A 12399-nucleotide genomic window follows, 5' to 3' on the forward strand; every position below is an offset into this window, starting at 1 on the left:
CCATTCAGGTGAACACTGTTCAGGTACGGTAGCCGCATGCCCGCCGGTCCCGCAACCGCCCGCCGTACCGCGGACGACGTGGTCGATGCGGCCCTGGAGATCCTGGACACTCACGGTCTGCCCGGGCTGTCGATGCGGCGGATCGCCGACTTCCTCGATCTACAGCCCAGTGCGCTCTATTGGCACTTCCCCAACAAACAGTCACTGCTTGCCGCGGTCAGCGAGCGCGTCCTCGCGCCACTGCGCGATAGCAACGCCAGCGACTTCCAGCGCGTGGCGCAGCAGTTCCGCGACGCACTGCTGGACCACCGGGACGGCGCCGAGCTGGTCTACAGCTCCTACGCGCTCGGCCTCAGTGACATGCCGGCGCTGGATCTGTTCGAGACCGCCGCGGCCGGCGCCGAGCAGGCCGGGACTGCCGCCCGCACCGCCGTGCACTACGTCTTGGGCTTCGTCCTCTTCGAGCAACAGCAGGAGTTCGCGGCCCGGCTCGGCGTCATCGAACAACCCGCCGCGGACCGTGACGCAGAGTTCGACGCCGGGATCGCCCTGCTGGAAGCCGGCCTGCGCCCGCCCGGCTGACGCCCGGGCACACCGAAGGCCCCCCGCAGCGTGCGAGGGGCCTCCAGGATGGAAGCGGGGATCAGGCCGCGTAACGGCAGCTCCACGGCTTCAGGCCCAGCTGGGCGTACAGGTTGTTGGCCACGGTGATCTGCTCCTCGCGGGAGGACTGGTTGGCGTTGTAGGAGAACGCCAGACCGCCACCGATACGCCACGCGTCGTGGGTCATCATCAGACCGCCGTAGTAGGTGCCGGTGCCGTTGGAGGCCACCAGACCCCAGCGCCGACCCGACTCACACCACGCGATGCGGTCCCACATGGCTGCGCGGGCCAGGTTCAGGCGCTCGCCGCCACGGGAGCTGCCGCCGGAGGGGGCGGAGCTCGACACCGGCGCGCTGCCGGTCAGCTTCAGGGTGCGGTTCAGGTAGCTCTGCAGACCCTTCACGGTGCGGGCGTTGAGGTACCGCGCGCCGTCACGGGAGAGGCCGATCTTCTTCTGCAGCGCGGCGACCGTCTTGGGGCCGATCACACCGTCCTGGCTGGTGCCGACCTTGCGCTGCAGCGCCTTGCGCGTGGACAGGTTCAGCGAACCGGTCTGGCCAGCGCCGACCCAACGCTGGAGGGCCTTGGTGGTCTTCGGGCCGATCACGCCGTCAACGGCGAGCTTGACGCCCGAGCTGGCGGACTTCACGGAGACCGACGCCGGGGCGACAGTCGCGGCAACAGCCGAGACCGGCGCGGCGTGGGCCGAGGTGGTGTTGACGATCAGGCCGGCGCCGAGGGTGCTGGCTCCGACGGCCACTGCGGTGGCGGTGCGACGTGCAGAGGTGGACTGCTTGGGGGCAGCGTGCTTCGGGGTATAGCGCACGAAAGAGGATCCTTCCTGACGAACGCCTGCGGGGTGAGCTGTCGGGTTCGGGCTGTCAGGTGCCCGGCCGGCGAACCGGCTTCACCCCAAGGCCGCGGATCGGGATCCGTGACCAGTCGCCGCGGAGCGGCGGTGGGTCCCCCGTCCTCACCGGACCATGGTGGTACGGCTACGCGCCTGAGAGTTGAGGCTCGGCGTTCAGGCGCTCGGACGAACATGAAGTTGTGGTGTTCCGGCGGCCAGCAAGCTACCCACCGCAAGAACTATCGACGAAAGATACCGGATCGTTACGCAGAATCGTGAATGGGTCCCACATTCGCCTCAGCGGATGCTCGGCAGTGTCGGAATAAGTCCTGATCCGGGGATTTCGGAGGCAGAGGAATAGGGCCACCAGCTGGGCGCCTCCCGCCAGTGCGTGGCCGCACGCACGCCGCAGCCCACGGCCACCGCGAGGACCAGCACGACGAGCACCCTGGAGATGACCGGTTGCGGCGCCACCGCCCGCACGATGCTGCGCGACCCACGGCGCAGCGCCTGACCGCCGGGGCCCCACCAGGACAGCGCCGTCGCCAGCAGCACCCCGACCGCGATAGGCAGCGGACGACCCAGTTGCGGGTCCCCCGCGTGGAGCACGGCCACACCCAGGGCGGTCGCGACCGCACCGGCGACGCCCACCACAGCGGGCAGGATCGCTGCGACCACCGTGCTGATGGCGGCGATGAAGGCCTGCCAGGGAGCGGCGGCGGCCGCCACGAACGGGTCGGTCGACCGGCGGCCAGCATCGAATCGGCGTACGACCATGGCCGTCATGGCCCGGTCGACCCACCGGGCGACGAACGACCAGATCAGCAGCGCAGCCCACGCGGCCACGGGAGCCACGGCACTGAGCGCGACCACCCCGACCAGCAGCGCGGCCAGCGTGCCGGACCGCGGGGATCGTCCGATCCGCGGATCGGTCGGCGGCGCCGGGCGCGGGGCCGGTTCGTACGGCGCGGGCTGAGCCACCGGGGCCGGCTGGGCGGGTGCCCAGTAGTGGGCCGCATGTACCTGCGCGGGTGGCCGGCTCGCCGGCGCGACGCGCCCTGCTGAGGCCGCATAACCAGCCGCCGGTACGCCGTTCGCGGGCAACCGCTTGGTCGTATCGGGCCGCAGGGGTGCAGTGGGCGGCGTCGCCGGCGGCGGCTGGGTCACCGGCAGCCCGGTGGTGTATCCGCCCGCGGCGTAGACCCGCAGTTCGTGCAGAACCTGTTGCGTCCCGGGTCGGCTCGCGGGGTCCGGTGACAGAGCTGCGGCCAGCAACGGCCGGATCCGGTCATCGACGCCGCTCAGATCGGCCTGCCCCCGCAGCACCCGGTCCAGCACGGCGGTCATCTGGCCGCGGCCGAACGGCGGCGTGCCCGACGCGGCGTACGCCAAGGTCGCCGCCCAGCCCCACCAGTCGGCGGCCTGGGTCACCTCACCGCCCTCGACCATCTCCGGCGACAGGTAGCCAGGCGTGCCCATGACCAGTCCGGTCATCGTCAGCCGGGAGTCCTCGGCGACGTGCGAGATACCGAAGTCGATCAGCACCGGCCCGTCGCGACCCACCAACACGTTGCCCGGTTTCAGGTCGCGGTGGATGACACCGGCCCGGTGAATGGCGCCCAGCGCGTCGGCCAGGCCCTGCGCCAGATCGGCCAGCCGTTGATCGGTGAAGGGGCCTTCGTTGGCCACGACCTTGTCCAACGGCGGACCGGAGACGAATTCGGTGACCAGGTAGGGCCGCGGACCGTCCACGTCGGCGTCCAGCAGCGCGGCGACTCCCGGTGCGCGCACGCGGCGCAGCGAGGCAACCTCACGGCGAAGGCGCGCCCGGGCGTCGGGATCGTGTGCGATGTAGGGCCGCAGCGCCTTCAGCGCGACGTACTGGCCATCGGGCGCCTTGGCGCGGTAGACCACGCCCATCCCGCCCTCACCGACCTGGTCCAGCAGCTCGTAGGCGCCGAGCATCTCCCGCGGCCGCTGGGTGGTGGCGCCGGGCAGCCGGCGCCGGATCGGCTCGGTCTTGTCCGGATCCGCGTGCGGATCGACTCCGGGCCAGCCCCCGGGCCCGTCCGCGCTACTCATGCACCAACGGTACGTCGTGTGCGGACGTGCGCCGTTCCTCGTCGGCCGCTCGGCGTGGCCAGGCGGGTTACTGCGAGATGTAGTTCTCCAGCTGACTGCGCTCGTGCTCGAGCTCCTCCAGGCGGGACTTCACGATGTCGCCGATGCTGACGATCGCCAGCACCCCGGGCTCGTCGTCCTCGGAGGTCACCGGCAGGTGCCGGATCCGCAGGCTGGTCATGCGTTCGGCGAGTTCGGGGACGTCATCGCCGGGAGAGCAGGTCTCGACCTGGGTGGTCATCAGGGCGCTGACCGGTTGCTGCAGCACCGCGCTGCCCTGCTCGGCCAACCCGCGGACGATGTCGCGTTCGCCCACGATGCCGATGAGACGGCGGTCATCGTCAAGCACGACGACAGCGCCGATGTGGTGTTGGTTCAGGAGAGCGACCAGGTCGCTGACAGTGGCGCCGGGAGCGACGGTGACGACGTCGTTACCCTTTCGGCGGACGATCTCAGAGACTCTCATACTCGAATGTAACGCAGATCATGCGGACCTGTCAGTGCTCACCGCCGCTCCTGAAGGGTCCCGGCGACTACCTATCCTGAACACGTGACCGCGCCCACTTTCGATCTCGTGATCGCCGCCAACCGGCTCCCTGTCGACAAGGAGGTCGCCGAGGACGGCAGCGTCGAGTGGCGCCGCAGCCCCGGCGGGCTGGTGACGGCCATGGAGTCGGTCATGCGCGGTCGCGAAGCGGCGTGGATCGGCTGGTCCGGTGACGCAGGAGACCCGCCCGAGCCGTTCGAGGAGAACGGCATGTACCTGGTCCCGATCGGGCTGACCGAGGACGAGGTCACCAACTACTACGAGGGGTACAGCAACGACACGTTGTGGCCGCTCTACCACGACGTCATCGTGCCGGCGACGTTCCGGCGCCGCTGGCGGTCGTCGTACGAACGCATCAACCAGCGGTTCGCCGAGGCGGTCAGCGAGGTCGCGGCGCAGGGGGCCACCGTCTGGCTGCACGACTACCAGTTGCAACGGGTGCCCGCGCTGCTGCGCGCCATCCGGCCGGACCTGCGGATCGGCTGGTTCAACCACATCCCGTTCCCGCCGGTCGAGATCTTCATGCAGCTGCCCGGCCGGGAGACCCTGCTGGAGGGTCTGCTGGGTGCGGACTTCCTCGGCTTCCAGGTCCGCGCGGACGCGGCCAACTTCCGTGAGGCGTGCCGCCGGCTGCTGCATTCGACCGTGAAAGGCGAAGTCGTCACCGCACCCGACGGCCGCCGGGTACGCGCCGCCGCGGTGCCCATCTCGATCGACGTCGAGGAACTGCGAGCCCTGGCCACCTCCCCCGAGACACTGCAGCGGGCCAAGGAGATCCGCGCCGAGATGGGCGATCCCGAGGTCCTGCTGCTGGGCGTCGACCGGCTCGACTACACCAAGGGCATCCGGCACCGACTCAAGGCGTACGGCGAACTGCTGGCCGACGGGCGGCTGGACCCCCATAAGACCCGCCTGGTGCAGATCGCCACCCCGAGCCGCGAGCGCCTGCAGGCCTACCGGGTGCTGCGGGGTCAGATCGAGCAGACGGTGGGCCGGATCAACGGTGACCACGCCGACTTCGAGGACACCCCGGTGCTTTATATGCGCCGCTCCTTCCCCAAGGAGGAGATGGCTGCGATCTACGCGGCCGCCGACGTCGCTCTGGTCACTCCGTTGCGGGACGGCATGAACCTAGTCGCCAAGGAGTTCGTCACCTGTGCTCGTGACGACGCGGCTCTGGTGTTGAGCGAATTCGCCGGTGCCGCAGGCGAATTGAAACGCGCCTATCTGTGCAACCCGCACGACGTCGATCGGTTGAAGCAGACCATCACCGCGGCGATCAGCGCTCCGATCGACGAACGCCGCAAGCGGATGCGGGCCATGCGCCGCGCCGTACTCTCCAATGACGTGCACCACTGGGCCGAGGCGTTCCTGGCCAGTCTGCAGGCTGCGCCCGAACTACCCGCGGGGGAGACTGACCGATGACCGACCTGACCGCTGCCCTCCAGACGTACGCCGAGCGCTCACCTCTGGTGGTGGCCAGCGACTTCGACGGGGTGCTGGCTCCGATCATCGCGGACCCGATGGCCGCACGACCGCTGCCCGCCTCGATGACGGCCCTTCGCGCGATGGCCGACGCGGCGGGGGTGACCGTGGCCCTGGTGTCCGGACGTGACCTGTCCACGCTGCGCCATCTCACGGGGATCACGCAGGACGAGCCGATTGTGCTGATCGGGTCGCACGGCGCCCAGTCCAGTGACCCGCAGTTGATCGCGGCGGAGTTCGACGCTGCGGCCCAGCAACGTCTCGATGCCGCGGAGCAAGTGATCGCAGCGGTCGCGGTGCAACACCCCGGCGCACGGGTCGAAGGCAAACCCACCGGGGTCGTGCTGCACACCAGGGGGATGCCGGCCGAGCAGGAGGATGCGGCGCTGCGAGACGCCCAGGAGCAGGCCGGTGCGCTGGATGACGTCGTCGTCATCGCCGGCAAGAGCATCCTTGAGGTCCAGGTCGTCGACGTGTCCAAAGGCGCTGCCCTGCAGGCCCTTTCGCAATCACGGGGCGCGGCTGCGACCATCTACCTGGGCGACGACCTCACCGACGAAACGGCGTTCGAGGCCCTCTCCGGCGACCCGACCAACGTCACGATCAAGGTCGGCGACGGGGATACCGCAGCAGCGTTCCGCATCGCCGATCCGCAGGCCGTCGCCGAGACTCTCACAACACTCAGCGACCTGATAGCGCGCTGACGGCGCCTATCGGCTACCGTGGACGTGCTCCGCGTCACACTCGGCGCGGAGGTTTCTTCACAACGGATCGTCCGGCACGTACCTGCCGGTGAAGGAGTTTGATTCAGCATGGCCACTGTCACCTATGACAAGGCGACCCGGATCTACCCGGGTGCCGACAAGCCCAGCGTCGATGCTCTCGACATCGAGATCCAGGACGGCGAGTTCCTCGTCCTGGTCGGCCCCTCCGGTTGCGGTAAGTCCACCTCCCTGCGCATGCTCGCCGGGTTGGAGGAGATCAACAGCGGACGCGTCCTGATCGGCGACCGCGACGTGACCAACCTGTCCCCCAAGGACCGCGACGTCGCGATGGTCTTCCAGAACTACGCGCTCTACCCGCACATGACGGTCGCCGACAACATGGGTTTCGCCCTCAAGATCGCCGGCACCAACAAGACCGAGATCCGCAGCCGGGTCGAGGAAGCCGCCAAGATCCTCGACCTCACCGAGTACCTCGACCGCAAGCCGAAGGCGCTGTCCGGTGGTCAGCGCCAGCGCGTCGCGATGGGTCGGGCGATCGTGCGGCAGCCGCAGGTCTTCCTGATGGACGAGCCGCTGTCCAACCTGGACGCGAAGCTGCGTGTGCAGACCCGCACCCAGATCGCCTCCCTGCAGCGCCGCCTCGGGGTCACCACCGTCTACGTCACGCACGACCAGGTCGAGGCCATGACGATGGGTGACCGGGTCGCGGTGCTCAAGGACGGTGTGCTGCAGCAGTGCGACACTCCGCGCCAGATGTACAACCACCCCAACAACGCCTTCGTCGCCGGCTTCATCGGCTCCCCGTCGATGAACCTGGTCGATGTGCCGGTCACCGAAGAAGGCCTGCACATCGGTGGGGTGAAGGTCCCCCTGACGCCCGGCGCCAAGCAGGAGGCCGGCAGCAAGGTGACACTCGGCGTACGTCCGGAGGACCTGAAACTGGCGGACGGGCACGAGGGCATCCCGGTCGAGGTCGACGTGGTCGAGGAACTCGGCGCGGACGCCTACGTCTACGGGCGCACCGAGGTCGGCGGCGAGAAGCTGCCGGTCGTGGCCCGGGTCGACGGCCGCGACGTGCCGGAGAAGGGCGCGGTGGTCAACTTCGTGCCCAACCCCGACCACGTGCACCTGTTCCGCTCCGACAACGGCGAGCGCATCGAGAACAACTGATCGGTTCCGCACCGGCGGCCCGTCCCCATCGGGGGGCGGGCCGCTGGTGTGTGCTCGCCCGTACGGCGCGTGCCCGGTCGGTGCCCGCGTGCCACGATGGACAGCGTGGCTCTCGACATCCTCACGGCACGACCCTGGCCGGCGTTGCTCGGCCTGCCGTGGCGACTGCCCCTGGAGGAGTGGCCCGAGGAGATCCTGGCCGCGCTACCCCGCGGTATCTCACGGCACATCGTGCGATTCACCCGCGTCGAGGGCCGGGTAGTCGCGGTCAAGGAGATCAAGGGCGATATCGCCCGCCGCGAGTACGAGATGCTGCGGATGCTGCGCCGCCTGGACCAGCCGGTGGTGGAACCCATCGGAGTCGTGGACGGCCGGATCGACCTGGCCGGAGAGCCGCTGGACGCCTGCCTGCTGACCCGTCACCTGCAGTTCTCCCTGCCCTACCGCGCGATGATGAGCCAGACGCTGCGCGCCGACACCGCGACCCGGCTCCTGGATGCCCTGGCGGCCCTGCTGGTCCGACTCCATCTGGTGGGGTTCTGGTGGGGCGATGTGTCGCTGTCCAACACGCTGTTCAAACGCAACGCCGGTGCGTTCGCCGCCTATCTGGTCGACGCCGAGACCGGCGAGTTGCACGATTCGTTGTCCGACGGGCAGCGCGAACACGATCTGGACATCGCCCGGGTCAACATCGCCGGTGAGCTGATGGACCTGCAGGCCGGCGGTTTCGTCGACGAGCGGATCGATCCGGTGGACATCTCGGCGCTGATCCTGGAGCGCTACGACCTGTTGTGGCGTGAGGTCACGGCCGTCGAACGCTTCGATGCCAGCAAGCTGTTCAAGGTCGACGATCGGATCCGCCGGCTCAACGACCTGGGCTTCGATGTCGATGAGTTGTCGATGACCACCGACATCGACGGCACGAGCGTGCAGATCCAGCCCAAAGTGGTTGATGCCGGGCACCATTCGCGCCGGCTGCTGCGGCTGACCGGTCTGGATGTCGAGGACAACCAGGCGCGCCGCCTGTTGAACGACCTGGACTCCTATCAAGCAGCGACCGACCGGCAGAACGATGACGAGGAGCAGGTCGCCCACGACTGGCTCACGGCGTGTTACGAACCGGTGATCCGCGCGGTGCCGCCCGAGCTACGCGGGAAACTGGAGCCTGCCGAGATCTTCCACGAGGTCCTCGAGAACCGTTGGTATCTCTCCGAAGCCGCCGACCACGACGTCAGCATCGGTGACGCCACGCAGGATTATGTCCGCCGCATCCTGCCCGCCAAACCGGACGAGGCAGCGGTCGTGGGAGTGGACACCATGTCGATCCCGGTGCGCGCCACCAATAACTAGGCCGGCGACAACCAGGTCCATCCGGGCACGTTGCGGGCGACCATGAAGACCACGAGAAAACCCAACAACCAGTAGGTGCTTCGCGTGCCGAGCGCCGGTCGCCAGTTCCGTCCCACCGCTCTCGACCAGGCCCACCGGGCCCACGCGAGTAGGGCAACCAGCAACAACGGCGGCACGATCGGGTTGCGGGCGAAGGCGCCGGCCACATCGCCGTGCGTCAGATCCGCGGTCGCACGCAACCCACCGCAGAACGGGCAGTAGAAACCGGTCAGCGTCAACAGCGGGCAGGGCGGGTAGAAACTGTGCGCCCCGGGCGTCCACGCATGCAGGACCGCCAGCCCACCGAGCGCCACGCCCGCGGTCAGCGCAGGAGCCGCCCATCGACGTACGTCGCGCGGGACCGCCCGCGGACTCGTCACCGATCCGTCCACCCTGGCAACGGTACTGCGTGACCGGTGAGCGGCTCCTGACCAGCGTGAAAGCACGCGCGACAACCGGGATATCTGCTGCCGGGCGCGCGCCGATAGCCCTAGGCTCACCTGAACGAGCACCGTCGTCGCTCAGCCATTCAAGGAGGAATCATGTCGAACGACTCCAGCGGTCCTGTCGATCCGTACGGCGAGTCCGGCCAGCCCGCTCCCGGCCAGGAGCCGCCGCAATACACCCCGCCGCCGGCTGCACCCCAGGGGTCGCCGGATTACTCAGCACCCCAGCAGCCACCCGCTTACCAGCAGCCGCCTGCCTACCAACCGCCCCCGGCCTATCAGCAACCCGGGCAGGCGTATCCGCCCCCACCCGGCTACGGCGGCCAGCAGCCCGGCGGCTACCCCGCACCCGGCTACGCGGCGAACAGCCCGGATGCCTACTCCCCGTGGATAACCCGCGCTGGCGGCTTCATCATCGACTTGCTGATCGGGGCGATCCCGGTCTGGATCTTCGAGCTCTTCGGTCGCGTCGTCGGCGGCGGCTTCGGCGGGTTCCTCGACTTCGTCGGGGGCGTCCTCGGACTACTCGTCGTGGCCTGGAACCGTTGGTACAAGGGTGGCAAGACCGGGCAGTCGGTCGGCCGCGGCGTGGTCGGCGTGAAGGTGATCAGTGAGCAGACCGGTCAACCGATCGGGCCGCTGATGGCCTTCGTGCGCGATATCGCCCACCTGGTCGACTCGTTGATCTGCTACATCGGCTGGCTGTTCCCGCTGTGGGACGCCAAGCGGCAGACACTGGCGGACAAGATCATGACCACCGTGGCTGTCCCGGCGCCGAAGGTCAGCGCCGAAGAGACGTTCAGGAACTGGGACAAATAGTCCCTGCCGACGACAGAAGGGGCGCGACCACCCGGTCGCGCCCCTTCTGTGCGTCAGGCCTTGCCCGCCTGGCGCTGTTTGAAGATCTCGTAGAGCGTCACCGACGCCGCGATCCCGGCGTTCAGCGACTCCACTGCCGACGACATCGGCACCGAGACGATCTGGTCGCAGGTCTCACCGACGAGGCGCGACAGCCCCTTGCCCTCGGAGCCGACCACGATCACCAACGGCTCGGTGGCCAACGTGATGTCGGGAAGTTCGACGTCACCGTCCATGTCCAGGCCGAGCACGAAGAAGCCCGCCTTGCGGAACTCCTCCAACGTCCGGGTCAGGTTGCCTGCCAGGGCGACTGGCACTCGCGCGGCCGCTCCGGCGGAGGTCTTCCATGCCGCAGCGGTCATTCCCGCGGAGCGGCGCTCGGGCACGATCACCCCGTGCCCGCCGAAGGCCGCCACGGACCGGATGATGGCACCCAGGTTGCGCGGGTCGGTGATGCCGTCCAGGGCGACCACCAGGGGGATACCCGGTGCCTGCGGGTCGATCAGATCGGCCGGATGCGCGTAGTCGTAGGGCGGGATCTGCAGCGCCGCACCCTGATGGACGGCCCCGTCGGTCAGGCGGTCAAGCTCCTGCCGCGTCGTCTCCAGGATCGGGATCGCCTCTGCTGCAGCGATCTTCAGAATCTCGCGAATCCGGTCATCGGACTCGATGCGACCCGCGAGGTAGAGCGTCGTTGCCGGCATCCCGGTCCGCAACGCCTCCAGGACCGAGTTGCGCCCCGCCACCATCTCGCTGCTGGGTTTGTTGCTGCGCTTGGCTGCGGTGCGTGCCGGAGCCTTGGAGCGCTGCGTCGACTTGTACGCCTTGTGGTTGGGCCGCTCGGCTGCCTTCGGCGTGGGGCCCTTGCCCTCCAGACCGCGGCGGCGCTGGCCACCGCTGCCGACGACGGCACCCTTCTTCGACGTGCCCTTGCGGATCGATCCGCGTCGCTGTGAATTGCCAGGCATATCAGTGCTTTCCGTCGGTAGACAGCGACCAGGTGGCGCCGTCGGGGTTGTCGGCGACAGCGACTCCGGCGGCCGACAGTTGATCGCGGATCCGGTCGGAGGTCGCGAAGTCCTTCTCAGCGCGCGCCGCCGACCGCTGGGTGAGCAGGCTCTCGACCAGCACCGCGAGCGCGTCCGAGGAGGCGTCCGAGTCATCCGCCGACCAGTGCGCGTCGTAGGGGTTGACCCCGAGCACGTCGAGCATCGCCACCACGTCGGTCGCGACTGCCGCCGCACCCGCCGCGTCGCCGGCCGCCACCAGGCTGTTGCCGTCGCGGACCGCGGTGTAGATGACTGCGAGCGCCTCGGAGATGTTCAGGTCATCGTCCATCGCCGCCGCGAAATCGGCTGGGACGGCGCCGGATTCGACCGGGCCGTCGGGCAGCGCTCGCGACAGGAAGGTTTCGATCCGGCTGAACGCGGCCTCCGCCTCGGCCAGTGAACCGGGGGCGTACTCCAACGTCGAGCGGTAGTGCACCGACCCCAGGTAGAAGCGCAGCACGATCGGCCGGATGGTGCGGGTCAGCTCCGGCACACTCAGCCCGTTGCCCAGAGATTTGCTCATCTTCTCCCCGGCCAGGGTGAGGAAGGCGTTGTGCATCCAGTACCGCGCGAATCCAAAGCCGGCAGCGCGCGATTGGGCCAGTTCGTTCTCGTGGTGCGGGAAGCGCAGATCGATACCACCCCCGTGGATGTCGAACTCGTCACCGAGCCAGCGCCGGGCCATCGCGGAGCACTCCAGGTGCCAGCCGGGGCGACCATCGCCGTACGGCGTGGGCCAACTGGCCGTCGCCGGCTCGTCGGCCTTGCGGCCCTTCCAGAGGGCGAAGTCGCGCGGGTCACGCTTGCCGCGCGGGTCGGCGTCGGCCGCGGACTCCATGTCGTCGATGCGCTGGTGGGTCAGTTCGCCGTACGCCGGCCAGGACCGCACGTCGAAGTAGACGTCGCCGCTGCCGTCCGGGGCGACGTAGGCATGCCCCTTCTCGATCAGGATCTGCATCAGGTCGACCATGTCGGTGACGTGTCCGGTGGCGCGCGGCTCGTAGGACGGGCGCTGCACACCGAGGATGTCCAGCGCATCGCTGGTCGCCCGCTCGAACCGGTAGGACCACTCGTTCCAGGCCACACCGGCTTCGGCGGACTTGTTCAGGATCTTGTCGTCGATATCGGTGACGTTGCGGACCAGGGTGACCTCGAG

General features: G+C 68.9%; 12 protein-coding genes and 1 riboswitch. Of the genes, 6 read left to right on the forward strand and 6 right to left on the reverse strand.

Going from position 1 to position 12399, the window contains the following annotated elements; genetic code table 11:
* Window positions 1–36: 36 nt before the first annotated feature.
* Entirely contained in the window at window positions 37–582 is a 546-nt protein-coding gene (locus AZH51_RS08290) for a TetR family transcriptional regulator (RefSeq protein ID WP_291523159.1), read from the forward strand.
* 61 nt (window positions 583–643) lie between these two features.
* Here AZH51_RS08290 and AZH51_RS08295 read toward each other — a convergent pair whose 3' ends face one another.
* From AZH51_RS08295 to AZH51_RS08305, 3 genes are all read right to left on the reverse strand, one after another.
* The gene (locus AZH51_RS08295; RefSeq protein ID WP_291523161.1) at window positions 644–1429 is read right to left on the reverse strand and encodes a transglycosylase family protein; all 786 of its coding nucleotides are present in this window, start codon (window positions 1427–1429) and stop codon (window positions 644–646) included.
* A gap of 8 nt (window positions 1430–1437) precedes the next feature.
* Window positions 1438–1636: riboswitch (cyclic di-AMP (ydaO/yuaA leader) on the reverse strand.
* 114 nt (window positions 1637–1750) lie between these two features.
* Window positions 1751–3535 (reverse strand): serine/threonine protein kinase, encoded by a 1785-nt coding sequence (locus AZH51_RS08300; RefSeq protein ID WP_291523163.1) that lies wholly within the window; start codon window positions 3533–3535, stop codon window positions 1751–1753.
* 67 nt (window positions 3536–3602) lie between these two features.
* Entirely contained in the window at window positions 3603–4040 is a 438-nt protein-coding gene (locus AZH51_RS08305) for a CBS domain-containing protein (RefSeq protein WP_291523165.1), read from the reverse strand.
* 84 nt (window positions 4041–4124) lie between these two features.
* Here AZH51_RS08305 and AZH51_RS08310 point away from each other — a divergent pair, with 84 nt between their 5' ends.
* The 4 genes from AZH51_RS08310 (at window position 4125) to AZH51_RS08325 (ending at window position 8851) form a co-directional block, all read left to right on the forward strand.
* The gene (locus AZH51_RS08310; RefSeq protein ID WP_291523167.1) at window positions 4125–5546 is read left to right on the forward strand and encodes a trehalose-6-phosphate synthase; all 1422 of its coding nucleotides are present in this window, start codon (window positions 4125–4127) and stop codon (window positions 5544–5546) included.
* Window positions 5543–6310 (forward strand): trehalose-phosphatase, encoded by a 768-nt coding sequence (gene otsB, locus AZH51_RS08315; RefSeq protein WP_291523169.1) that lies wholly within the window; start codon window positions 5543–5545, stop codon window positions 6308–6310. The genes AZH51_RS08310 and otsB overlap by 4 nt, the downstream gene beginning before the upstream one ends.
* 108 nt (window positions 6311–6418) lie before the next feature.
* A complete protein-coding gene (locus AZH51_RS08320; RefSeq protein ID WP_291523171.1) occupies window positions 6419–7501 on the forward strand; it encodes an ABC transporter ATP-binding protein in 1083 nt (360 codons plus the stop codon).
* Between the two features lie 105 nt (window positions 7502–7606).
* Window positions 7607–8851, forward strand: a complete 1245-nt coding sequence (locus tag AZH51_RS08325; RefSeq protein WP_291523173.1) for a DUF4032 domain-containing protein — start codon at window positions 7607–7609, stop codon at window positions 8849–8851.
* Here the strand turns inward: AZH51_RS08325 and AZH51_RS08330 are convergent.
* A complete protein-coding gene (locus AZH51_RS08330) occupies window positions 8848–9282 on the reverse strand; it encodes a DUF2752 domain-containing protein (protein WP_291523174.1) in 435 nt (144 codons plus the stop codon). The two genes, AZH51_RS08325 and AZH51_RS08330, sit on opposite strands and share 4 nt — an antisense overlap.
* Before the next feature lie 150 nt (window positions 9283–9432).
* On the opposite strand from AZH51_RS08330, the gene AZH51_RS08335 reads away from it, so the two are divergent.
* Complete coding sequence (locus AZH51_RS08335) at window positions 9433–10155, forward strand: RDD family protein (RefSeq protein ID WP_291523176.1); 723 nt, start codon at window positions 9433–9435, stop codon at window positions 10153–10155.
* A gap of 53 nt (window positions 10156–10208) precedes the next feature.
* Here the strand turns inward: AZH51_RS08335 and rlmB are convergent, their stop codons facing one another.
* Window positions 10209–11162: a 23S rRNA (guanosine(2251)-2'-O)-methyltransferase RlmB gene (gene rlmB / locus AZH51_RS08340; protein ID WP_291523179.1), complete on the reverse strand. Its 954-nt coding sequence runs from the start codon at window positions 11160–11162 to the stop codon at window positions 10209–10211.
* A gap of 1 nt (window position 11163) precedes the next feature.
* Window positions 11164–12399, reverse strand: a 1236-nt coding sequence (gene cysS, locus AZH51_RS08345; protein WP_291523180.1) for a cysteine--tRNA ligase, incomplete at its 5' end; no start/stop codon positions are given.

This window comes from Branchiibius sp. NY16-3462-2 (assembly GCF_001594145.1).
Classification (GTDB): domain Bacteria; phylum Actinomycetota; class Actinomycetes; order Actinomycetales; family Dermatophilaceae; genus Branchiibius.